The 22,539-nt window shown below is 70.9% G+C and carries 14 protein-coding genes, 1 pseudogene and 1 riboswitch; of the genes and pseudogenes, 11 read left to right on the plus strand and 4 right to left on the minus strand.

Going from position 1 to position 22,539, the window contains the following annotated elements; all coding sequences use genetic code 11:
- The first annotated feature begins 25 nt into the window (after nucleotides 1–25).
- The 3 genes from WMF17_RS05580 to WMF17_RS05590 all read left to right on the plus strand — a co-directional run bounded on the left by WMF17_RS05580 (nucleotide 26) and on the right by WMF17_RS05590 (nucleotide 3,632).
- Nucleotides 26–1,165, plus strand: a complete 1,140-nt coding sequence (locus tag WMF17_RS05580; RefSeq protein ID WP_437648552.1) for a tetratricopeptide repeat protein — start codon at nucleotides 26–28, stop codon at nucleotides 1,163–1,165.
- 26 nt (nucleotides 1,166–1,191) lie between these two features.
- The gene (locus tag WMF17_RS05585) at nucleotides 1,192–2,184 is read left to right on the plus strand and encodes a LamG-like jellyroll fold domain-containing protein (RefSeq protein WP_437648554.1); all 993 of its coding nucleotides are present in this window, start codon (nucleotides 1,192–1,194) and stop codon (nucleotides 2,182–2,184) included.
- Nucleotides 2,185–2,411: 227 nt separating this feature from the next.
- A complete protein-coding gene (locus tag WMF17_RS05590) occupies nucleotides 2,412–3,632 on the plus strand; it encodes an IS4 family transposase (RefSeq protein ID WP_437648258.1) in 1,221 nt (406 codons plus the stop codon).
- A gap of 121 nt (nucleotides 3,633–3,753) precedes the next feature.
- On the opposite strand, the pseudogene WMF17_RS05595 reads toward WMF17_RS05590, so the two are convergent.
- Nucleotides 3,754–3,900 (minus strand): annotated as a pseudogene (locus WMF17_RS05595) (NAD(P)-dependent oxidoreductase); the annotation flags it as partial.
- A 3-nt stretch (nucleotides 3,901–3,903) separates the two neighbouring features.
- Here WMF17_RS05595 and WMF17_RS05600 point away from each other — a divergent pair.
- Nucleotides 3,904–4,980: an ABC transporter substrate-binding protein gene (locus WMF17_RS05600; protein WP_437604215.1), complete on the plus strand. Its 1,077-nt coding sequence runs from the start codon at nucleotides 3,904–3,906 to the stop codon at nucleotides 4,978–4,980.
- Nucleotides 4,981–5,091: 111 nt separating this feature from the next.
- Here the strand turns inward: WMF17_RS05600 and WMF17_RS05605 are convergent, their stop codons facing one another.
- Nucleotides 5,092–5,904, minus strand: coding sequence for a haloacid dehalogenase type II (locus WMF17_RS05605; protein ID WP_437648556.1), 813 nt, complete (start codon nucleotides 5,902–5,904; stop codon nucleotides 5,092–5,094).
- Nucleotides 5,905–6,131: 227 nt separating this feature from the next.
- Here WMF17_RS05605 and WMF17_RS05610 point away from each other — a divergent pair, with 227 nt between their 5' ends.
- Nucleotides 6,132–7,046, plus strand: coding sequence for a LysR family transcriptional regulator (locus WMF17_RS05610; RefSeq protein ID WP_437648558.1), 915 nt, complete (start codon nucleotides 6,132–6,134; stop codon nucleotides 7,044–7,046).
- 13 nt (nucleotides 7,047–7,059) lie between these two features.
- Here the strand turns inward: WMF17_RS05610 and WMF17_RS05615 are convergent, their stop codons facing one another.
- Entirely contained in the window at nucleotides 7,060–7,587 is a 528-nt protein-coding gene (locus WMF17_RS05615) for a hypothetical protein (RefSeq protein WP_437648560.1), read from the minus strand.
- A 63-nt stretch (nucleotides 7,588–7,650) separates the two neighbouring features.
- Nucleotides 7,651–9,489, minus strand: coding sequence for a translational GTPase TypA (gene typA, locus WMF17_RS05620; RefSeq protein ID WP_437648562.1), 1,839 nt, complete (start codon nucleotides 9,487–9,489; stop codon nucleotides 7,651–7,653).
- A gap of 199 nt (nucleotides 9,490–9,688) precedes the next feature.
- Nucleotides 9,689–9,896: riboswitch (cobalamin riboswitch) on the plus strand.
- A 233-nt stretch (nucleotides 9,897–10,129) separates the two neighbouring features.
- Here typA and WMF17_RS05625 point away from each other — a divergent pair.
- From WMF17_RS05625 to WMF17_RS05650, 6 genes are all read left to right on the plus strand, one after another.
- Nucleotides 10,130–12,265, plus strand: a complete 2,136-nt coding sequence (locus tag WMF17_RS05625; protein WP_437648564.1) for a TonB-dependent receptor — start codon at nucleotides 10,130–10,132, stop codon at nucleotides 12,263–12,265.
- 22 nt (nucleotides 12,266–12,287) lie between these two features.
- The gene (locus WMF17_RS05630; RefSeq protein WP_437648566.1) at nucleotides 12,288–14,975 is read left to right on the plus strand and encodes an ATP-binding protein; all 2,688 of its coding nucleotides are present in this window, start codon (nucleotides 12,288–12,290) and stop codon (nucleotides 14,973–14,975) included.
- A 58-nt stretch (nucleotides 14,976–15,033) separates the two neighbouring features.
- Complete coding sequence (locus tag WMF17_RS05635) at nucleotides 15,034–16,785, plus strand: protein kinase domain-containing protein (protein WP_437600909.1); 1,752 nt, start codon at nucleotides 15,034–15,036, stop codon at nucleotides 16,783–16,785.
- A 421-nt stretch (nucleotides 16,786–17,206) separates the two neighbouring features.
- Nucleotides 17,207–19,657, plus strand: a complete 2,451-nt coding sequence (locus tag WMF17_RS05640) for a sodium-translocating pyrophosphatase (RefSeq protein WP_437600910.1) — start codon at nucleotides 17,207–17,209, stop codon at nucleotides 19,655–19,657.
- 128 nt (nucleotides 19,658–19,785) lie between these two features.
- Nucleotides 19,786–19,992, plus strand: a complete 207-nt coding sequence (locus tag WMF17_RS05645) for a hypothetical protein (protein ID WP_437600911.1) — start codon at nucleotides 19,786–19,788, stop codon at nucleotides 19,990–19,992.
- A 219-nt stretch (nucleotides 19,993–20,211) separates the two neighbouring features.
- On the plus strand, nucleotides 20,212–22,536 hold the full coding sequence (locus tag WMF17_RS05650) for an alkaline phosphatase PhoX (protein WP_437600912.1): 2,325 nt from the start codon (nucleotides 20,212–20,214) through the stop codon (nucleotides 22,534–22,536).
- Nucleotides 22,537–22,539 lie beyond the last annotated feature (3 nt).

Here is a 22,539-nt window from a genome sequence, read left to right on the forward strand (position 1 = left end):
GGCTCGGCGTCCCCAGAGAGCAGGAATGCGTTTTCGAGCGGCGGTGATGGGTACGCTCCTCCTGGTCACGCTCGCCGGCGCGGAGGCGTCAGCGCAGGCGCCGCCCCCGTCGCCGAGGACGCGACAGGCGGCCGTCGCGTACGCCAACCAGGGGTGGACGGCCTACCGAGCCCGCCGGTACCGGGAGGCGCTCCAGGCCTTCCGGCGAGCCGAGGCCACGGTGCATGCGCCGACCTTCCTGATCATGGTCGCGCGCTCCTGCCACAAGCTTGGCCGCCTGACCGAGGCGCGCTCGGTCTACCAGCTCATCGTCGACGAGCAGCTCTCGGCCGACGCTTCGCAGGCGTTCCGGCAGGCCCAGGCCGAGGCGAGGACGGAGCTCGAGGCCGTGGCGTCGCGCATCCCCACCGTGGAGATCACCGTGACGGGCGCGGGCTCGGGGGGCGCGCAGGTGGCGCTCGACGGGCTGGACGTGCCGGCGTCGACGCCCGTCGCGCGCGATCCGGGCAGCCACACGCTGGCCGTCGGGGCGCCTGGACGACGCGGGCTGACGAAGCAGATCGTCCTCAAGGAGGGGACGAGGACCAGGGTCGAGGTCGATCTGGCGGCCGGAAAGGTGCGGATCGGGAGCGACGAGACCGAGCAGGGCGCGGGCGGCGCGCCGCAGCCAGCCGGCCCTGGGCGGGTCGCGGCCGACGGCGGCGCCCAGGAGGACGGCGAGCCGCAGCCAGTCGGCCCTGGGCAGATCGCGGCCGACGGCAGCGCCCAGGAGGGCGGCGACGCGGCGGATGGACGCCCGAGCTCGCGCAGCACCGCGGTCGTGATCACGGGGCTCGCCGCGACCGCCGTGGGGGCGGGGCTCGGCGCCGCGTTCGTGCTCCTGTCGAACGAGAAGGCGAGCTCGCAGCAGCTCCTCCTGGGGCCGGCCTGCACGGACCCAGCGCGCTGCCCTGGGCTCGATCTGCGCCGGTACAACGACCTGGGACACGCCAAGGCAGACCTCGCGAACGCGGCGGTCTGGAGCTTCCTGGCCGCGGGCGCGGCGGGGCTCGGCACGGCGGCGTACGTCGTCCTGACAGGACAGCCCGACGCGCGGGACGCGACGGCGACCAGTCTGTCGGTGATCCCCATGCCGGGCGGGCTCGTCCTCAGCAAGCGCTGGTGAGGCTTCCGAAGAGAGGGATCTTCCCGATGGTGCGCATCGTATCTTGGAGGTGGATGGGCTGGGCGCTCTCGGCGATCGTCCCGCTGGTCGCGCTCACCGGAGGTAGCTGCGTCTTTTTCAGCTACGAGGATGTCGTCCCCGGCACGGGCGGAACGAGCGGCAGCGCCGGTGGCAGCGTGGAGCCTTGCGGGCAGGGGGGAGGCGGCTGCGGCGAGGCGCCCCCGGAGGGCTGCGCCGGGCCGGGGAGCCATAGCTCGACTTGCCTCATCGATGATGGCTTGATCGCGCGGTACTTCCTCGACGCGTACACCTCGGATGGCCAGCTCGTCGACTCGGGACCGGAGCCGGGGCTCTCGCTCGACGTGGTGCGGGACGGAGAAACGCTCACGCTGGAGGGCGAGGCGGGGCGCGTGGGCATCCGCTGGTCGACCCTCGGCGGCAACGCGCGCGTGGAGGCCGCGTTTTCGTCCACCGCCACGCCCCCGGGCAAGCTCCTCGTCTCGAAGGCGGAGCTCACGCTCGAGGCCGTGGTGAGCGTGACGGCCGCGGCGGTCGACGGCGTGCCGTCTCGCATTCTGTACGTCGGGACCGGTACCGGAGAGCTCGGGAAGTACTCTCTGAGCGCGGGCGACTCCGACGCGATGGGCAACCGAGAGCTGCAGTTCCACGTCTTCGTCGGCTCGCAGGCGCAGTTCGTGGGGCAGTGGTTCATTCCCTCCGGGGAGATAGAGCGGTCATGCGTCCTGCACCTCGTGCTGAACGCCGCCGAGGGCGTCGTCGATCTCTACGTGAACGGCGACGTGCGGACGAACGTGATGCAGGCGCGGCCGCCCGCCGACTACGTCTTCACGTGGGCGGAGCCGACGTGGTATCTCGTGCTCGGAAACAGGCGGAGCGGCGGGCGCGCTTTCCGCGGCTCGATCCAGTATGCCGCGGTCTACGGCAAGCCGTTGACTCCCGAGCAGGTGAAGGCCAACGCCGCGACGCTGGCGAAGAGCGACGACGGCCCCGGGATCTGAGGGATCCCCTCATTTTCGTGGCGGAAATTAGTGGTCGCAGAGAACTGCTCCACGGTCGGCATGCGTAGGTCCATTGGTGACATGAGCCATCGAAATCTTGAGCTTCATGGACCTCGAAACGAATAATTGTGCCGTGCGAGTGAGAAATCGTCGTCGCTGACCGGAATATATATTGGTAGGAGGCGACCAGCGAGCCTAGCGCATGCGCCGTTGGTCCGAGCGACATCATGACGACTTTCGCGAAGAACGCGCATCAGCCTGCCACACATGACTCCGCACCTGCGCCATCTACGCAGACCAGTCGCCCGAAAGTCGACCCGAAGTACATCCAGACCTTCGTCGAGAATTTGTTCGGCGATGACCTGCACGCGATGCGCGTCCTGTCGCTCGCGAACGGCGTCGTTGGCGTCCTGCACGCGGCGGTGCTGGCCATCCATGCCATCGGCCAAGCGTATGCGAAGGTCGCAAACGTCAAGCCGAAGAGTGGGGTCAAGCAGGTCGACCGGCTGCTGAGCAATACCGGCATCGACGTGTTCCATTCCCTGAAGTCGTGGGTAGAGTTCGTGATCGGGGTCCGCAAAGAGATCGTTATCGCGTTGGACTGGACGGACTTCGAGAAGGACGATCACACGACGCTCTGCGCCTACCTTGTGACGCGGCATGGTCGTGCCACGCCGCTGGCATGGAAGACGGTGAAGAAGTCCGCGTTGAAAGGCACTCAGAAGGACCACGAATACGAGCTCATCGAGTGGCTCCACGGGGCCATCGACGAGACGGTCGAGGTCATTCTGCTCGCCGACCGGGGCTTCGGCGATCGCAAGCTCTACGACTTTTTGGAGTTCATGGGCTGGGACTTCGTAATCCGCTTCCGCGGGGGTATCGTCGTCGAGAACGCGGCCGGGGAAGCGAGGTCCGCCAGCGCGTGGGTGCCGACGAGCCGCCGCGCCACGATGCTGCGCGAGGTGCGCGTCACCGCCGACCGCGCGAAGGTCCCGGCCGTCGTCCTTGTCCACGCGCCGAAGATGAAGGAGCCGTGGTGTTTGGCCACAACGCTTTCGGGCCGCAAGGCGGGCGATATCGTCAAGCTCTACGGCAAGAGGTTCACGATCGAGGAGACGTTTCGAGACATCAAGGACAACCACTTCGGGATGGGCCTCTCCGCCACGCACATCCACAACGCCGACCGGCGCGATCGCCTGCTGCTGCTCGCGGCCATCGCCCATGCACTCTTGACGCTGCTCGGCGCTGCGAGCGAGGAGGCCGGCCTCGATCGGTATCTGAAGGTCAACACCGTCAAGCGCCGCACACATTCGCTCTACCGCCAGGGGCTCTACTGGTACGACTGCATTCCCACCCTGCGCGAGGACTGGCTTCGGCCTCTCATGACGGCCTTCGATCGCATCGTCCGGGAGCACGCCGTCTTCCGCGAGATTTTCGGCATTATTTGAGGGGATTCCCCAGCCCCGGGATGTGACGAGGACGCCGCCCGGCGCGCGCCGTCGGCATGCCGACGAGGTGACCCTCCTGCGATAGCGTCCGCCGCTCGCCGCCGAGGCGCGGAGCCAGGGGCGCCCCGCCGGCGAGCCGGCCGCTCGTGAGCGCCTCGATCTGCGCGCGCTCGTCGACGATCGGGCCGCGTGAGGTGTTCACGAGCAGACTGGAGGGCATGCGTGCCTGGTAAGCTTGCATTTTAGCGGATACGAGTCCACTATAACGGACATGCCTTCTCCGCGTCCCGTCCGGCCTGGCCCTCTGCGCGTCGCATCGCCTGCGGTCTTCCTGCTCGCCCTGCTGGCGTTGTGCGGCGTGGCGGGCTGCTCGCGCGCCGACGCTTCGCGCGCCTCCACCGCCGGACCGGAGAGCGAGTTCGAGACGCTCGAGCTCCGTTATCAGGGCAACAACGGCACGGTGTCGCCGATCGAGCTTGCGGAAGATCTCGGCTATCTCGCGCCGATCCGCCTGCATTTCGTCGGCAGCACGGTGAGCGGCCCGCAGAGCGTGCAGGCCGTGGTCACCGGGGACACGGACTTCGGCGGCGCCTTCAACGGCGCCATCATCAAGCTGATCGCGGCCAAGGCGCCCATCATCGCCGTCGCGGGCTACTACGGTGTCGACGAGCAACGCCAGAGCGCCTTCTACGTGCTGAACGACAGCCCGCTGCGCACCGCGCGCGATCTGCTGGACAAGACGATCTCCATGAACACGCTCGGCGCTCACAGCGAGTTCATGGTCAAGGAGTTTCTGTCGCGAGGCCAGATCACGCCCGAGGAAGCCCGGCGCGTCACGCTGCTCGTCATTCCTCCGGTGAACGGCGAGCAGCTGCTCCGCCAGAAGCAGGTCGACGCGGCGACGCTCGGCGACATCTACCGCGATCGCGCGCTCGAGCGCGGCGGCATTCGTCCGCTGACCTCGGACTACGAGCTCTATGGCAAGTTCACCGCGGGCAGCTACGTGATGAAGACCAGCTTCATCAAGGAGAACCCCAAGACCGCGCGGCGCTTCGTCGAGGCCGCCGCCAGGGCCGTCGAGTGGGCCCGGAGCACCCCGCGCGACACGGTGGTGGAGCGCTGCATCGCGCTGATGAAGAAGCGCGGTCGGACCGAGGAGGACTCGGTCATCAGGTTCTGGCGCAGCTACGGCGTCGCCGGCAAGGGCGGCTTGATCGCGGAGCGCGAGTTTCAGATCTGGATCGATTGGATGGTCAAGAGCGGCGAGCTCAAGCCGGGCGAGATCGCCCTGAACCGCCTCTACACGAACGAGCTCAACCCCTACGCGAACGAGCAAGGCGCGAGATAGTCGACGAAGGCGTCGATCGAGCGGCGCGCGACGCTGACCCTGGGGAGGAGATCGGGCAGACAGCCGAGCGAGAGGCGAGAAGCCATTCCTCCGCCATCGCCCTCATGCCGTTCACGCCCCCGCCGTCACGAAGTCCACCAGATCGGTCAGGGTCGCTCCCGTGGCGTCAGCGCTCACGCCCAGCTCCTCGGCCGGCAGGCCGAGACGGTTGACCCAGAACGTGGGATAGCCGAACCATCGGGCGCCCGCGGCGTCCCAGCCGGCGAACGGGACGAAGAGGATCTCCTCGCGATCGAGGCCGAACGCGTCGAGCGCCATCCGGTACGCGCGAGGATCCGGCTTGTACGTCCGCGCCCGGTCGGTGCTGAGCACGTGATCGAACAGGCCCCCCAGGCCGGAGCGCTCGATCGCGGCGCCGAGCATCCCCGGCGTGAAGTTGGACAGGAACGAGAGCCGGACGCCCGCGCGCCGCAGCGACTCGAGCGCCGGCGGCACGTCCGGCCACGCGTCGAGATCGAGATACGCCCCGAGGAGCCGCGCCCGCCTGTCCTCGCCGAGATCGAGCCGCAGCGCCCGCTCGGCGAACGCCAGCGCGTCCGCCGTCACCTGCCAGAAATCGACGTACTCGCGGGCCGCGACCCGGAGCCACGTGTACTCGAATTGCCGGGTGTGCCAGGCCTCGCTCAGCAGGGCTCCCTTGCCCGGACAGAGCTCCTCGGCGAGCGCGGCGATCGGCCGCGGGTCGAGGATAGGAAAGGCGTCGAAGGCGATGGCCCTGATCTTCGGGCCCGCCGCCGGCCGCGGCGGCGCCGGCCCGCGCTCGGCGACGCACGAGGCGGTCATGGCCGGCGGGGCCGAGCCCAGGATGCCTGTCGCGGCGGTCCCGGCCATGCGGTTGAGGAATTCACGACGACTCGAATGCATGCTGTCCTCGATCGGATCATCCGATGTGAAGCGCGCGGAATCACGCGGAGAGGAGGCGACGACGCGCCAGGGCACGCGGAGACGCGCCGGAGACGAGCGCGCGAATGCGTGGAGGAGAGCATGCGTGCTCCGCCGTTGCCCGGCGATCCGCCATCGCCGTATACTCGCCATGCATCTTTGCATGGCGCGGCGCGCTCCCGGGCAGCCGCGCCCCGCGCGCGAGAGCCATGCTCGACTGGGACGATCTGCGCTACTTCCTCGCCGTCGCGCGGCACGGCAACCTCTCGGCCGCCGCGCGCGCGCTCAAGGTCACCCAGCCGACCGTGGGGCGGCGCATCGACGCGTTCGAGCGGCGCCTCGGGGCGAAGCTCTTTCAGCGCTCGCCGTCGGGGTTCGCGCTCTCGGCCGCGGGCGAGAGCGTGCTCGGCCACGCCGAGCGCATGGAGCAGGGCGCGCTCGCCGCCGAGCGCGCCGCCTCCGGCCGCGACGCCGGCCTGAGAGGCCACCTCCGCATCACCGCGTCCGAGTGGCTCGCCGTCCGCGTCCTCGGGCCGCTGCTCGTCCCCTTCCTCGCGCGCCACCCCGCCATCTCCGTCGACCTCATCGCGGATGCGCGCTGGCTCAGCCTCCCGCGGCGGGAGGCGGACATCGCCCTTCGCCCCGCCGCGTTCGAGCACCACGAGGTCTTCCAGCGCGAGGTCGCGCGGATCGGGTTCGGCCTCTACGCCTCGGAGGCCTACCTCGCCGAGCGCGGCCTGCCCGACTGGGACCGGCAGTGCGAGGGCCACGCCCTCGTCACGATGAACGACGAGCCGCCGGCGATCGCCGATCTGTCGTGGCTGCGCGCCGTCGCCGCGAAGGCCCGCGTCGCCGCCCGCACCAACGGCCGCGAGACCCAGGCGACCATGGGGGCCGCCGGCGTCGGGCTCGTCTGCCTGCCGCGCCCCCTGGGCGACGCGACGGCGGGGCTGCGCCTGCTCTCGCCGCCGTCGCCGCCGCCCGAGCGCGCGCTGTGGCTCGGGGTGCACCGCGACACGCGCGGGGTGCCGCGCGTCAAGGCGCTCGTCGCGTTCGTCATCGACGCCCTCGGGCCGCTGCGCGGCGCCCTGCGGCCCGGCGCGCGGCCGCGCGAGACCCGGTGACGCGCGCCCCCGGCTACCGGTCCTGGCCGAGCTGACACTCCCTGTGCGCCTTGAAGGCAGGCGCGCAGTCCACGTACACGAATTCGGCGTCGCACGCCGACTCGCGGGAGCCCAGGCACTCGAAGAGCGGATCGAGCCACGCCGAGATCTGCTCGCAGGTCGTGAACGACCCGATGTGGACGATCCCGCCCATGCAGTCGAAGTACGGCGCGGCCAGGGCGTTGCAGGGGCGCGGCTCCGAGAGCAGATCGGCGCAGGCCTCGCGACAGCCGGGCTCCCGGCACGCCGTGTCCTCGAAGAGGTCGCAGAAGAAATTGCACGAGGCCCTCACGGACTCGGCCGATCCCGCCCCGCTGGAGCTCGCCGTCTGCGGGCCCGCGCTCGCGCTCGACGTCGCGTTCGAGGTCGCGCTCGCGCCGGCGCCCCCGGAGCCGTCGTCGCCGCCCGCGGAGCCGTCGAGCACCACGTTTCCGCCGCAGGCGCTCGCCCCCGCGAGCGCGACGAGCGAAGCCAACCGCGCTGAAAGCAGCGTCGTTCTCATCCCCGGAAGCCTACACCCGGGCGGGCAGGGGAGGGGCGCTCGCCGCCGGGCGCCCCCGGCCGATCACTCCACCGCCTGCGACTGCTCGATCGCGTCCTCGCGGCGCTCCCGGCGGTTGCACGCGAGCACCTTCTTGCGGACGCGCACCGCGTCGGGCGTGACCTCGACGAGCTCGTCGCCGTCGATCCACTCCATCGCCGTCTCGATCGTGAGCAGCCGCGGGCTGGCCAGGAGGACGTTCTCGTCCTTGCCGTGGTTGCGCACGTTCGACAGCTTCTTCTCCTTGATCACGTTGACGTCGGTGTCGTTCGGCCGGTTGTGCTCGCCGATGATCATCCCCTCGTAGACCTCGACGCCGGGGACGATGAAGAACATCCCGCGCGGCTGGAGGTGGTGCAGCGCGTACGGGGTCGCCACGCCGACGCGATCGGCGACGATGGCGCCTGTCGGGCGGCGCATCATCGGGCCGCCCCAGGGCGCCCAGCCGTCGAACATCGTGTTGAGCAGGCCCGTCCCGCGCGTCGCCGTCAGGAACTCGCCACGGAAGCCGATGAGCCCGCGCGACGGCACCCGGAACTCGAGGCGCGCGCGCCCGAAGCCGGGGTTCGTCATCTTCACCATCCGGCCGCGTCGGCCGCTGAGGCGCTCGGTCACGATGCCGACGTAGGTGTCCGGCGCGTCCACGACCACGAGCTCGACCGGCTCCATCACCTCGCCGTTGATCTCGCGCGTCACGACCTCGGGGTTCGAGAGCTGCATCTCGTACCCCTCGCGCCGCATCGTCTCCACCAGGATCGCGAGCTGGAGCTCGCCGCGGCCGAGCACCACGAACGTGTCGGGCACCTCGGTCGGCTCCACCCGGATCGCGAGGTTCTTCATCGCCTCGCGCTCGAGCCGCTCCTTCAGGTGACGGCTCGTCAGGTACTTCGACTGCTTGCTCTTGCCGGCGAACGTCGACGTGTTCACGCCGATCTTCATCTTGATCGTCGGCTCCTCGACCACGATCCGCGGCAGCGCCTCGGGGCGCGCCAGATCCGCGATCGTGTCGCCGATCGTGACCGCATCGATCCCCGCGATGGCGATCACCTCGCCCGCGACGGCGCTCTCGACAGCGACCCGCTTCAGCCCCTCGTAGGCGTAGAGCATCTTCACGTAGCCGCGCGACTGCCCGTCCTCGCCGAGGAGCGCGACGTCGACGCCGGACCGGGCGGTGCCCCGGACCACGCGGCCGACCGCGAGCCGGCCCACGTAGTCGTCGTGGGTCGTGTTGCTGACGATGACCTGGAGCGGCCCGTCGGGGTCGCCGGAGGGGCCGGGGACCCGCTCGAGGATGGTCTCGAAGAGCGGCACGAGGTCCGTGGCCTCGTCCTCGAGCTCGCGCTTGGCCTGGCCGAACTTCGCGACCGCGTAGAGCGTCGCGAAGTCCATCTGCCCGTCGCTCGCCTCGAGATCGCAGAAGAGGTCGAACACCTCGGAGAGCACCTCGTGGGCGCGCGCGTCGCTCCGGTCGATCTTGTTGATGACGACGATGATCGGGAAGCCGCGCTGGAGGCACTTCGAGAGCACGAACCGCGTCTGCGGCAGCGGGCCCTCGGCGGCGTCGACGAGGAGCAGCGCCCCGTCGGCCATCATCAGCGTGCGCTCGACCTCGCCGCCGAAGTCGGAGTGGCCGGGCGTGTCGACGATGTTGATCTTGACCCCGCGGTACCGGATGCTCGTGTTCTTCGCGAGGATCGTGATGCCGCGCTCCCGCTCGAGGTCGTTCGAGTCCATGACCCGCTCGGCCACGACCTCGTTTTCCCGGAAGGCGCCCGACTGGCGGAGCATGTGATCGACGAGGGTCGTCTTCCCGTGGTCGACGTGGGCGACGATGGCGATGTTGCGGAGGTCGTTACGCGGCATATATGTACAGCGGCGGCCGTGTAGCACGCGCTCCACGAAGGAGCGAGCCCATCCTCGCTAGAGCTCGAACGTTCGGCCCGCACGCCGGACGTCGCGCAGGGGTCGAGCAGGCCTCACGCGAGCGGCGCGAGCGGCGCGAGCGCTGCGAGCGGAGCGGGCGAGGTGAGCGGGAACGATTGACAGCCGGAGGGGCGCCACCTTAGGGTGCGACCGCGCTGGTGCCTGGGCGCCTGTCCAGGCTGAATAGGGAACCCGGTGAAATTCCGGGGCTGCCCCGCAGCGGTAAGCGAGAACGACCTCCCACGACAAGCACTGGCCCGCGAGGGCTGGGAAGCGGTGGACAGTAGGAAGCCGGCCCGGCCGGAGCGCTCGCGAGCCCGAAGACCTGCCAGCGCCCGGCGACGGGGAGACATCCGATGCCGGTTCGACCTGGGAGCCTCGAGGGAGGCGGTTAGGTCCGAGCCGGTGCATCTCTGCGCACGTCCCGGATCCCGAACCGCCCCCCGCGATGCCTTTCGGTCGCCCGTGGGGGCGAGAGGTCGGTCCAGCGCATCGCGCCGGATTCGCCTTTTCCTCCCCGCGGAGCTCGACACGAGCGGCCCGCCGCCGCTCCGCGCGATTGCAGCGAAGGAGGACATGAATGCTCCGCGAGACGGTCACGATCGGCCACGCACACCGCCATCCGCTCGGTCGGATGGCCGCACTGGCCCTCTTGCTGGCCGCCGCGCGGCCGGCGCGCGCCGAGGCGCCCGCGGACGGGGGCGCGCTCGAGGTCACGGTGCAGGCGGAGAAGCCGGGAAGCGAGGCCGCATCGCGCGTCTCGGTCGGGTACCGCGAGCTCGAGCTCAGGCCGAGGCTCCGGCCGGGCGACATCCTCGAGGCGGTCCCCGGGCTCTTCGCCGTGCAGCACGCCGGCGGCGGCAAGGCGAACCAGTACTTCCTGCGCGGCTTCGACGCGGACCACGGGACCGACGTCGCCTTCTTCGTCGACGGGGTGCCCGTCAACCTGGTCAGCCACGGCCACGGGCACGGCTTCACCGACCTCTATTTCATGATCCCGGAGCTCGTGACAGGGCTCGACGGCTACAAGGGGCCTTATTACGCGAGCATCGGCGATTTCGGCACGGCGGGCGCCGTCAACCTCCGCTTCGCCGAGAAGCTCGACGAGAGCACCGCGCAGCTCAGCGTGGGGCAGTACGGCATCCTGCGCGGCCTCGTGATCGCCTCGCCGGATCTCGGCGACGGCTGGCGCGCGGTGACCGCGGCGGAGGTCTACCGGAACGACGGGCCGTTCCTCAATCCGGAGCAGCTCGAGCGCTTCAACGTGTTCCTGAGGGCGACGCACGACCTCGGCGGCACCGGGAAGGTCCAGATGACCTGGATGTCCTACGGGTCGACCTGGTCCGGCTCCGGCCAGATCCCGGCGCGCGCCGTGTGCGGCGAGGGCGAGCAGGGCGGCCTGAACCCGCCGCCCTCCGCCTTCGGACAGCCGTGCATCGATCATTTCGGCGCGGTCGATCCGACCGAGGGCGGGTCGACCGCGCGGCACATGGGGTCCGTCTCCCTCTCGACCGCGTGGCGGGACGCCGACCTGAGCGCGATGGCCTACCTCCTCAGCTATCGCTTCACGCTGTACTCGAACTTCACGTTCTTCAGCGAGGACCCCGACCACGGCGACCAGATCGAGCAGAACGACGACCGCACCGTCGCAGGCGCCGATCTCCGGTTCCGCAAGCAGTTCGAGCTCGGGGGGGCGAGGTTCACGACCTCGCTCGGCGCGCAGCTCCGCGCGGACGGGATCGACAAGTCGCTCCACCACGACCAGGCGCGCGAGCGGCTCGAGGAGAGGGACCGGACCCACATCGACGAGGGCCAGATCGGCGTCTACGTCGAGCAGGACGCCCGGCTCCGGCGCTGGCTCCGCCTCGTGCTCGGCGCGCGCGGGCAGTGGATCGACGTCAACGTGGACGATCTGCGCGAGGACCTCCAGGCGACCGGGAACAGGTCGAGCGGCGTCCAGGGGCAGATGCAGCTCCTCCCGAAGCTCACGGCGATCGTCTCGCCGATCGACGGGGTCGATCTCTTCGCCCACTACGGGCGCGGCTTCCACTCGAACGACGCCCGGGGCGTGGTGCTGGCCCAGGGGGCGGCGACGCTGATCACCCCCGCGATGGGCTACGAGGTCGGCGCGCGGGTCGCGCCCGTGCGCGGCCTCTCGCTGAGCGCGGCCGGGTTCCTGCTCGATCTCGACTCCGAGCTGGTCTGGAGCGGCGACGCCGGCGTGACCGAGGCGTCGGGGCAGACGCGGCGCTACGGGGTCGAGATCGGCGCGCGTTACCGGCTCGGGAGCTGGCTCTTCGCCGACGTGGACGCGACCTTCACCCGCGCGCGCTTCCGCGTGAACGCCGGCAACGCGAGCGCGGTCGCCCTCGCGCCGACCCGGACGCTGACCGCGGGGGTCGGCGTCCGCCCGACGTTCGGCGCGTTCACGCCGTTCGCCGCGCTGCGGGTCAAGGCGATCGGCGCGCGGCCCGCGACCGAGGACGAGTCGCTCACCGCCGAGGGGTTCACGGTCGTCGACGCGAACGCGGGGCTCCGGTGGAGGAACGTCGAGGCGGCCGTGGACATCCAGAACCTCCTCGACACGACGTGGCGCGAGGTCCAGTTCGCGAGCGACTCGCGGCTGCCGTACGAGCCGGCTGCGGTCACCGGGATCCACTACTCGCCGGGGTGGCCCTTCACGGCGATCGGGCGGGCGACGCTTCATTGGCAGTAGCCCCAAGGCGCGCGCCGTTGCGATGGCGCGCGCCCTGCGCTTCCATGCCGCCCTCCCCGTGAGCCCCCCGCCGCCCTCCCAGCTCCGCGCCCCGCGCGCGCCGCGCGCCCGCGCGGAGCTCGTCGCGACCGGCTGGGAGCTGTTCTCGGCCCTGCTGTTCCTCTCCGCCGTCGTCCCCGCGGCCCTCACCACGCCGTGGCCGGCGATCCTCCTGCTCGCCTCGATGGCCCTCTCGGCCGCGCTCTCGGGCGTGCTCGTCCGCCGCGGCGACCGCGGCTTCGCCATCGCCGCGGCGATCCGCACCCTCTCGTGGCCGCTCGCGGTCTCGCCGCTCGCCTTCCGGGGCGCCCCCACCGCGCCCTCCTCCTGGCCGGGTCCGCTCGGGATCGGCCACGCGACGCCCCCCTCGTGGCTCGGCCTCCTGGTCACGGCCGTCGCCTTCGGCGTCATGGCCGGCGGCATGCGCCGCGCCATCTACCGCAGCCTGCTCCGCGCCGACGCGGCCGACGGCGGCGCCTCCGAGGCCGACTCGGCGCGCGCCCTCGCCGCGGCGCTCCGGCCGAGGCTCGCCGAGTCGGCGACGGCCGCCGGCATCGTCGGCGGGCATGTCATGCTGCTCTTCTGCGTCGCGTTCCTCCGCACCCAGAGCCAGGTCGTGTTCCAGGCGTGGTTCGAGGTCGTCCCCCTCCTCGCGCTCTCCGGCACCCTCGGCTTCACCCTCGCCGTCCGCCCGGCCACGCGCCCGATCGTCGCCGCCCTCCGGGCCGGCCCGTCCGGCGACCGCGCCCTGCTCGGCCGCGGCCTCACCCGCGCCGAGCGGCTCCCCGACGTCCTCGCTTCCCTGAACTTCGCGCTGTGGCTCGGGTGCACCGCGATCGGCATCGCCTACGTGCGCCCCGGCGCCACCTTCAGCCCCGGCGCCACCTTCAGCGTCGCCGACGCGCTCATGCAGCTCGGCTTCGGCGCGCTCTTCGCCTTCGGCGTCTCGTTCTACCAGCGCGCGTGGCACAAGGACTCGGTCGCGCGGGCGGTCGACCTCCTGCGCGCGTGGACGGGCGCGCCCGAGCGCGGCGGCGCGGCCCCGATGCCCCTCCGGCGGCGCATGCTCCGCGACTTCGGGCTGCCGCTCCTGTTCACGGGGCTCCTCTCGCTCTTCTCCTCGATCGGCCTCTACCGCGCGCTGGCGACCGGCTCGTCCTTCGACGAGGACTTCAACGCCATCACCGCGCTCTTCGCCTCGTTCTCCCTCCTCGTGCTCGCCGCCCTCGGCGTCGTCGCGCGGGCGGCGCGCGAGCTGTCGCGGCCGATGGCGCAGCTCGCCCGCGCCGCCGACGAGGTCGCGCGCGGCGAGCTCGACGCCGCGGTGCCGCGCCTGTCCGGGCCGAAGGAGGTCGTGGGCCTCGGCGAGAGCGTCGAGCGCATGCGGCAGGCGCTGTCGCGGACGATCGCCGAGCTCGAGGGCGAGCGCGCCGGCCTCGAGGAGAACGTCGCCGCGCGCACCGCGGAGCTCACGCGCGCCCTGTCCGAGCTGAAGCGGGCGCAGGCCGCGCTCATCCATGGCGAGCGGCTCGCCTCCATCGGCGAGCTCGTCGCCGGCGTCGCGCACGAGATCTACAACCCCCTGAACGCCATCGCCGGCGCCGCTCAGCCGATCGAGGAGCTCGCCGCCGAGCTCCGCGCCGTCCTCGACGCCTACCGCGCCGCCGAGCGCGAGCTCCCGGACGACCGCCGCCGCGCGCTCGAGGCGCTCCGCGCGCAGCTCCAGACCGAGGCGGCGCTCGACGATCTCGTCGGCATCTCCACGCTCGTCCACCGCGCGGTCGAGCGCAGCGTCCGCATCGTGACGAACCTGAAGAGCTTCTCGCGCGCCTCCGGCGAGCCGCTGCCCGTCGATCTGCACGCCGGGCTCGAGGAGACGCTGCTCCTGCTCGGCCCGCGCCTCCGACAGGCGCGCATCGAGGTGATCAAGCGCTACGGCGAGCTGCCGCTCGTCACCTGCCAGAGCGGAGAGATCAACCAGGTGTTCATGAACCTCCTCGTCAACGCCATCCAGGCGCTGGAGGAGGCGAGCGCCGCGCCGCCTGCGCGGGCCTCCGCCCCGCCGGCCGGGGCGGAGGGGGCGGGCGAAGGCGAAGCGGCGCCGGGCCCGCCCGGCGCGCATGCGATCTGCATCGAGACCTGGCTCGACGAGGACGAGGACATGGCGGCCGTCGCGATCTCCGACAGCGGCCCGGGCGTACCGCCCGACCTCGCGCAGCGCATCTTCGATCCGTTCTTCACCACGAAGCCGCGAGGGCAGGGGACGGGCCTCGGGCTCTCGATCTCGACGGACATCGTCCGGCGGCACGGCGGCACGCTCGCCCTCGTCGCCGCGGATGGCCGCGCTGGAGATCTGCGCCATGGCGAGCGCGCCGGGGCGCGCTTCGTCTGTCGCTTGCCCCTCGATCCTCGCCCGGGGAGCGCGCGTCTGCAAGGCGATGCGCCCCCGCCTGCGCGGCCGTCTGCAGCCGGCTGCCCGCCTGCGGAGGCTTGCCCGCCTCCACCGTTATCCGTGGACGCTCGAATGCGCGCAATCGGCGCCGGTCTCCCACCCCACCTCCACGCGGAGCGCGCTCCAGATTCCTCCCCAACCGGACCGCGGGCCCATAGACCGGCTGTTTCAAACCGGATACCTTCAGCGAGCGATCCGACTCACCGCACAGCGCAATAAGCCCCCTGAGAGACGCGAACCGCCCTTCTGGGGAGCGCTGAGGAGAAACGAAGGCACCATGGAGCGCGCGATTCAGCGACCGGCAGGTCCCAAGGCTTCGAGCACCGATCCGTTGATCGGCAAGGTCGTGGCCGGCAGGTACCGGCTCGAGGCACGGCTTGGCGAAGGCGGCATGGGCGTCGTTTACCGCGCCCGTCACGTGCTGATCGACCGGGTCGTCGCCCTGAAGCTCATCCGGCCCGATCTCCGCGGAGAGACCCATCTCCGCGCGTGGATGCTGCGCGAGGCGCGCGCCGCAAACCGCGTTGACCACGCCCACATCATCGATATCCACGACATCGGCGAGACCGAGGAGGGCGAGCTCTACCTCGTCATGGAGTACCTCGTCGGCACGCCGCTCTCGGCGGAGCTCGCGCGCGGCCCGATGCCGATCGCGCGATCGGTGGACATCCTCGAGCAGATGTGCGCCGCGCTCGCTCGCGCCCACGACCTCGGCGTCGTGCACCGCGATCTGAAGAGCGACAATATCCTGCTCACCCACCGCGGCGGCCGGAAGGACTTCGTCAAGATTCTCGACTTCGGCCTCGCCGCCATCGCGCGCGACCCGCGCCTCGCCCCGAAGGGCGCGGTCTTCGGGACGCCCGAGTACATGTCGCCCGAGCAGGCCCGCGGCGAGGAGGCGACGGCGCAGTCGGACCTCTACGCGCTCGGCGTGCTCTTCTTCGAGATGCTCACCGGGCAGCTCCCCTTCCGCGCGAACGACCGCGACACCCTCCTCGAGATGCAGCGGACCCACGCGCCGCCGCGCCCCCGCTCGATCCGCCCCGACGCGCACTCGCAGGGCGAGGCGATCGTCCTGCGCCTGCTCGAGAAGGACATCCGCAAGCGCTACCGCGACGCCCATCACCTCCAGGAGGAGCTGAAGGCGCTCCAGCGCGGGCTGCCGGCCCACGCGTGGGAGGTCGAGGGCGGCGACGGCGTGCCGCTGCCGCCGCCGCCGCCGCCGCCGCAGACCGCCGGCGTCATCGAGTGGGCGAGCCGCGCGGCCCTCTTCTCACGCATGGTCTCCCGCGCCTATCCGTCCGGGCAGGTGCCGCAGGAGGTCCAGAACGGCCTCGCGCAGGCCTGGGACCTGGCCGCGCGCGCCAACAAGCTCGAGGGCGAGGTCGCGAGCCTCACCCGCAAGCTCGAGGCGCTCGAGCGCCGCGGCCGCGCGCTGCGCGCCGAGATCGGCCGCAAGGTCGAGGAGCTCGCGCACGAGGAGTCGCGCGTGATGCGCGAGGCGATGGCCGACGGCGAGGACGTCGAGAAGGTCCGCGTGGAGCTCGCCGCCGCCGAGAAGCTCGCGCTGTCCGGGCGCCAGCTCGCGGACGTGGCGGTCCGCCAGGGCAACCACGATCCGCTCGTCTACGAGCGCGCGGGCGCGGCCGGCGCGACGGCGCAGGCGAAGCGCGAGCAGCTCGGGCGCTACGAGCACAAGAAGAACACGCGCGAGGCGAACGCGCGCGACCTGCGCCGCCAGATCGACGAGCTCCGCGCCCAGCTCGCCCGCTACGCCGAGGCCCTCGAGGAGGATCTCGCGCAGGGGCGCGAGCGCGTCGCCGCGCGCACGCGCGAGGGGCTCGCCTACGAGAAATCGTTCAGCGAGGCCTCGAACCTGCTCCTGAGCCACCTCCGCAACAAACCGGAATGCCGGGATCTCGTGGCGGAGCTCCTCACGTCGCACGCCAGCCCCAACGCGGACTCGGGCTCGGATCAACGGCTCTCCGGCTCGGACCGGCGCCTGAACACCGCGACCGAGCGCAACTGAACGCGCGCTGAACGCCGCCTGAACACGACAATCCGCGGAGGAGCGCGACCCCGCGCGCTCCGTTTCATTTTCCTGCGCGATCTCCCTACGCGATCGCCCGACGCCGCGGCGGTGACAAGGGCTCTTGTCCTGCGCATGCATCGCACCCTCTCGACGGCGTCTGCGACGCATGGTAGCTAGCGCGCGCCTCGGCGGTCCTGGTCACGGTGGAGGCTTGCCCGGCAGCACTGGGTACCCCGACACCACCGGTCGCTGAGGGGCGAGGCTGTGCTGAAGCGTCGGCGTTAGAGCAAGAACCCCTCCGGCAGCGCGCCGGTTCCCTTCCCCTTTACGCAGGCGGCCAACCCCTCGGAACCACGAAGCTGCGGGTGGCGATGGCGCTGCCCCCGGCCTCGGATTTTGCGATGGAGGCACACCGTCCATGAACGTCATCCGGTCTCGAAAGGCCTGGCTTGCACCGCTGCTGGCCGGGCTCGCCGCGCTCGCCCTGCTGCTCAGCGGCGGGCTGGCCAGCGCCAGTGAATCCGATCTCATCCTCCCCGACCTGAGCTCCCAGTCGTTCGGCGGCATCGACGGCCGCACGCTCCTCCTGGGCGGCATCGGCGTCTGCGTACTCGGGTTCGTGTTCGGGCTCGTCACGTTCTCGCAGCTGAACAAGCTCCCGGTCCACCGCGCGATGCGGGAGATCTCGGAGCTCATCTACGAGACCTGCAAGACGTACCTCGTCACGCAGTTCAAGTTCATCCTGCTCCTCGAGGTCCTGATCGGCGGGGTCATGGTCCTCTACTTCGGCGTGCTGCGCCACATGGAGGCCACGAAGGTCGTGGTCATCCTGCTGAGCAGCATGGTCGGCATCGCCGGCAGCTGCGGCGTCGCGTGGTTCGGCATGCGCATCAACACGTTCGCGAACTCGCGCGCCGCGTTCGCGAGCCTCAAGGGCAAGCCGTTCCCGACGTACGCCATCCCGCTCAAGGCGGGCATGAGCATCGGCGCGGTCCTCATCAGCACCGAGCTCATGCTCATGCTGATGATCCTGCTCTTCATCCCGGCCGACTACGCCGGCCCGTGCTTCATCGGCTTCGCGATCGGCGAGTCGCTCGGCGCCTCCGCGCTCCGCATCGCGGGCGGCATCTTCACGAAGATCGCCGACATCGGCTCCGATCTCATGAAGATCGTCTTCAACATCAAGGAAGATGACGCGCGCAACCCGGGCGTCATCGCCGACTGCACCGGCGACAACGCCGGCGACTCGGTCGGCCCGAGCGCCGACGGCTTCGAGACGTACGGCGTCACCGGCGTCGCGCTCATCTCGTTCATCCTCCTCGCCGTCCCCGACACGGGCGTCCAGGTCCAGCTCCTCGTCTGGATCTTCGTGATGCGCATCGTGATGGTCCTCGCGAGCATCGGCTCGTACCTGCTCAACGAGGCGATCGCCAAGGCGTCCTACGGCGACGCCGACAAGATGAACTTCGAGGCCCCGCTGACGCGCCTCGTCTGGCTGACCTCGATCGTGTCGGTCGTGCTCACGTACGCCGTCTCGGCGTTCATGATCCCGAACCTCGGCGGCGACCCGACGCTCTGGTGGAAGCTCTCGTCGATCATCACCTGCGGCACCCTGGCGGGCGCCATCATCCCGGAGATGATCAAGATCTTCACCTCGACCGAGTCGCGCCACGTCCGCGAGGTCGTGACGGCGTCGCGCGAGGGCGGCGCCTCGCTGAACGTGCTGGCGGGCCTGACCGCCGGCAACTTCAGCGCGTACTGGATGGGCATCGTCCTCGTCGTGCTGATGGGCATCTCGTACTTCTTCGCCATGATGGGCCTCGGGGCGCTCATGATCGCCGAGAGCGTCTTCGCCTTCGGCCTCGTGGCGTTCGGCTTCCTCGGCATGGGCCCGGTGACGATCGCCGTCGACTCCTACGGCCCGGTGACCGACAACGCGCAGTCGGTGTACGAGCTCTCGCTCATCGAGAGCGTCCCGAACATCGAGGCCGAGCTGAAGAAGGACTTCGGCTTCACCCCGAACTTCGAGAAGGCCAAGCACTTCCTCGAGGAGAACGACGGCGCGGGCAACACGTTCAAGGCGACGGCGAAGCCGGTGCTCATCGGGACGGCGGTCGTCGGCGCGACGACGCTGATCTTCTCGATCATCGTCGTGCTCACGAGCAAGCTGACGATCAACGTGGACAAGCTCTCGCTGCTCCACCCGCCGTTCCTGCTCGGCCTCGTGACGGGCGGCGCGGTCATCTACTGGTTCACCGGCGCGTCGACCCAGGCGGTCTCGACCGGCGCTTACCGCGCGGTCGAGTTCATCAAGGCGAACATCCGCCTCGAGGGCGTGGAGAAGGCCTCGATCGCCGACAGCAAGAAGGTGGTCGAGATCTGCACGCAGTACGCGCAGCGGGGGATGTTCAACATCTTCCTCGGCGTCTTCTTCTCGACGCTCGCCTTCGCCTGCCTCGAGCCGTTCTTCTTCATCGGCTACCTCATCAGCATCGCGCTCTTCGGGCTCTACCAGGCGATCTTCATGGCGAACGCCGGCGGCGCCTGGGACAACGCGAAGAAGCTCGTCGAGGTGGAGCTGAAGGAGAAGGGCACGCCGCTCCACGCGGCGACGGTCGTCGGCGACACCGTGGGCGACCCCTTCAAGGACACCTCGTCCGTCGCGATGAACCCCGTCATCAAGTTCACGACCCTGTTCGGCCTCCTCGCGGTCGAGCTGGCGATCGAGATCGACCGCACGACGAGCCTCGTGCTCGCGGCCATCTTCTTCGTGCTCTCGACGGTGTTCGTGTACCGCTCCTTCTACGGGATGCGCATCCACTCGGGCGACGAGAAGGCCGCCGCCGTCGGCGCCAAAGCCGCGGCCTGAGCCGGGCGACCCCCTCCTTCCGCGCTTCCCCTCCCTCGCGCGCTGACCTCCCCCGCCGCCGCTCGTCCACGGGCGCGCCGCCGGGGGAGGGCCTTGCACCCAGCGCGCCTGCACTCTAGTGACCCTTCATGCGAGCGCTCTGCCCCTCCTGCGGCTTCCATCATGAGGTGGTCCGGGTCCTCGAGGACGGACACGGTGAGGAGCGCAAGGACGTCTATCAGGTCGCGCCGCTCGTCAGCTGCGAGCGCACCTGGATCTCGGACAAGGAGTTGCTCGAGGCGCGCGCGCGCTTCGGTCAAGACGTCGTCGTGCCCGACGACGACGACGATGCGTAGCGCCGCGCCGGCGAGCTCCGCGGCGTCGGCGTGCCATGCGGCGCCTCCGCTGGTGATCTCGCGCGCTCTCCCGCCCTGATCTCGCGCTTCAGCGACGAGCGGCGGATCGCGCGCCGCGCGATCCGCGTGGCGTCTGACAAGAATTTGTCGCACTCGTCGCACCGGGGCGTCACCGTCGGCGGGCATCGTCTCCGGCCAATCCCCAGCGAAGAGGATGCGATGATGACGAGGCGGACCCTGAGGACGGCGTTGCTCCTGGTGCTCGCGAGTGGCCTTGCCGCGATCGGGAGCGGTTGTGGCGAGGATGGCGCTCCCGGCGAGGACGGGGCGCCGGGCCGGGACGGGGCGCCGGGCCGGGACGGGGCGCCGGGCCGGGACGGGGCGGACGGCGCCGACGGCGGGCCGGTCCAGGACGGGCAGCCGGGGCCGAAGGGCGATCCCGGCGAGGACGCGCCGCCGCGGACCCACGCCGCGAGCCTCGCGGACTACGTGAAGGAGCGCGTGGAGATGTTCGCCGCCGGCGCCTTGCCCGCGGGCGAGCAGTTCCCGCTCGACGCGGCCGCGACCGACACCCTCCGGACGCTCGCCGGGGTGCGCTCGGACGTCGTGGTGACCTGGCTCGATCCGCTGACCTTCAGCACCGCGCCGGACGCGCCCCGGTTCGGCGCCAACAACGACTACACCGCCTTCTTCGGCCAGGGGTGGTCCGTCACCGCGGACAACGCGCCGCAGTGGAACGGCTCCGGCACCGCGGGCTGGCTCTGGGTCAACCACGAGTACGTCTCCGGAAGGAGCCCGACGGCCACCTCCGCGCCGACCGGGCAGCACCTCACGCTGGCGCGGCACTTGAAGAAGCTCGGCGTCCTCGCGAACGACGTCGAGGCGAGCGTCTGGTCGCAGGAGGACGTCGACACGTACATTCGCTGGGAGAAGAGGGAAGTCGGAGGCTCCTGGCTCCGGACCGTGCAGGATCCGGCGACCGGCGCGTGGTCGGTCGACCGGAGCGCGAAGGCCGTTCGCTACGACGCGACGAGCAAGACGCTGAGCCGGATCGCGGGGCACGAGCTCTCGAGCCCGGGCAAGGACGACACGACGGGCGAGCCGCTCCACGAAGGGATCGTGGCCGGCATCATGGGCGACTGCGCCGGCGGGCAGACGCCCTGGGGCACGGTGATCACCGCCGAGGAGAACGTGCAGGACTACTACGGCGATCTCGAGGCGAGCTGGTCGAGCGATCAGAGGTTCCTCACCGGTCGGGGCTTCGACCCGGGCGCGCGGGTGAGCCCGATCTTCGAGGCGAGCACCAGCGCGGAGTTCGGGCGCATCTCGGATCCGAACGGCCGGCAACCCCGCGACCACTACGGCTATCTCACCGAGATCGACCCCGGAAAGCCCGGTGGCGAGTACGACGGCAAGACGGAGGCAGGCACGGGCCACAAGAAATACGGCTTCATGGGCCGCGCCCGCTGGGAGGCAGCGACGTTCGCCGTCGACGGCGACTGGAAGCTCGTGCCGGGGCAGCCGATCGTGATCTACGGGACCGACGATCGCCGCGGCGGCCGCATCTACAAGTACGTGACGGCCGGCAACTACACGGCCGGGATGGCGCGGGCGGAGATCCGCGGGCTGCTCGACGAGGGCAAGCTCTATGCGGCGCACCTCGCGGGGCTCGACAACAGGACTGGCAACACCCTGCTCGCGACCGGCGCGGCCCCGACCGAGGCGGCCCCCGGCACGGGGCAGTGGATCGAGCTCTCGGTGGACAGCGCCGCCGTCGCGCCGAACGCGGCCGCGCTCGGCGAGGCGACCAGGACCGTCGGCGCCGCGCTGCGCGACGTCAACTGGAACGGGATCGGCGGCTTCGAGACGGACCGCGACGTCGCGCGCGCGCTGTTCACGGCGAGCAACAAGGTCGGGATCATGGAGCTGAACCGGCCCGAGGACATCGAGTGGAACCCGCGCGACCCGAGCGGCACGCCGCGGATCTACGTGGCGTTCACCAACCACACGGGGCAGACGGCGCTCGATCAGGAGGGCAAGCTCCACGATCCGGCGACGCACGCGACAACGTCCCCGAAGCGCGCGGACGCCGTGGGCTGGCTCCTCGCCTTGGAGGAGGCCGATCCGGCGAACCCGGGCGCGTCGATCGCGTTCCGGTACTTCGAGGTGTGGCACGGCTCGAAGGCGCAGGGCGACTTCGACGCCTCCTGCCCGGACAACCTGCTCCTCGACCGCGAGGGCGGCGTGTGGTTCGGCACCGATGGCAACGTCGGAGTCGCCGCGCACGCGGACGCGCTCTACTACCTCGATCTCGATCCCACCCACCGCGAGGGCCAGCCCGGCGTGGTCCAGCCGAGCTTCGGCAAGGCGTTCCGCGTGGTGGCCATGCCGAGCGACGCGGAGGCGACCGGCCCGTCCTTCACGCCCGACATGGGCTCGATCTTCATGTCCGTGCAGCACCCCGGCGAGAACGCCTACAGCACCTGGCCGAAGGGCGACGGCGCCCTTTCGAGCGTGATCGCGCTCACCTTCCTGCCCGAGTGAGCT

Origin of the sequence: Sorangium sp. So ce362, from assembly GCF_051519845.1 — a bacterium.
Taxonomy (GTDB): Bacteria; Myxococcota_A; Polyangia; order Polyangiales; family Polyangiaceae; genus Sorangium.

What these genes read in the sequence shown, in the direction of transcription:
- WMF17_RS05610 (WP_437648558.1), top strand. Translation starts at nt 6,132, where the DNA reads ATGCTCGACTGGGACGATCTGCGCTACTTCCTCGCCGTCGCGCGGCAC.
- typA (WP_437648562.1), bottom strand. Translation starts at nt 9,489, where the DNA reads ATGCCGCGTAACGACCTCCGCAACATCGCCATCGTCGCCCACGTCGAC.
- WMF17_RS05590 (WP_437648258.1), top strand. Translation starts at nt 2,412, where the DNA reads ATGACGACTTTCGCGAAGAACGCGCATCAGCCTGCCACACATGACTCC.
- WMF17_RS05640 (WP_437600910.1), top strand. Translation starts at nt 17,207, where the DNA reads ATGAACGTCATCCGGTCTCGAAAGGCCTGGCTTGCACCGCTGCTGGCC.
- WMF17_RS05615 (WP_437648560.1), bottom strand. Translation starts at nt 7,587, where the DNA reads ATGAGAACGACGCTGCTTTCAGCGCGGTTGGCTTCGCTCGTCGCGCTC.
- WMF17_RS05605 (WP_437648556.1), bottom strand. Translation starts at nt 5,904, where the DNA reads ATGCATTCGAGTCGTCGTGAATTCCTCAACCGCATGGCCGGGACCGCC.
- WMF17_RS05630 (WP_437648566.1), top strand. Translation starts at nt 12,288, where the DNA reads ATGGCGCGCGCCCTGCGCTTCCATGCCGCCCTCCCCGTGAGCCCCCCG.
- WMF17_RS05580 (WP_437648552.1), top strand. Translation starts at nt 26, where the DNA reads ATGCGTTTTCGAGCGGCGGTGATGGGTACGCTCCTCCTGGTCACGCTC.
- WMF17_RS05625 (WP_437648564.1), top strand. Translation starts at nt 10,130, where the DNA reads ATGCTCCGCGAGACGGTCACGATCGGCCACGCACACCGCCATCCGCTC.
- WMF17_RS05585 (WP_437648554.1), top strand. Translation starts at nt 1,192, where the DNA reads ATGGTGCGCATCGTATCTTGGAGGTGGATGGGCTGGGCGCTCTCGGCG.
- WMF17_RS05600 (WP_437604215.1), top strand. Translation starts at nt 3,904, where the DNA reads ATGCCTTCTCCGCGTCCCGTCCGGCCTGGCCCTCTGCGCGTCGCATCG.
- WMF17_RS05645 (WP_437600911.1), top strand. Translation starts at nt 19,786, where the DNA reads ATGCGAGCGCTCTGCCCCTCCTGCGGCTTCCATCATGAGGTGGTCCGG.
- WMF17_RS05650 (WP_437600912.1), top strand. Translation starts at nt 20,212, where the DNA reads ATGATGACGAGGCGGACCCTGAGGACGGCGTTGCTCCTGGTGCTCGCG.
- WMF17_RS05635 (WP_437600909.1), top strand. Translation starts at nt 15,034, where the DNA reads ATGGAGCGCGCGATTCAGCGACCGGCAGGTCCCAAGGCTTCGAGCACC.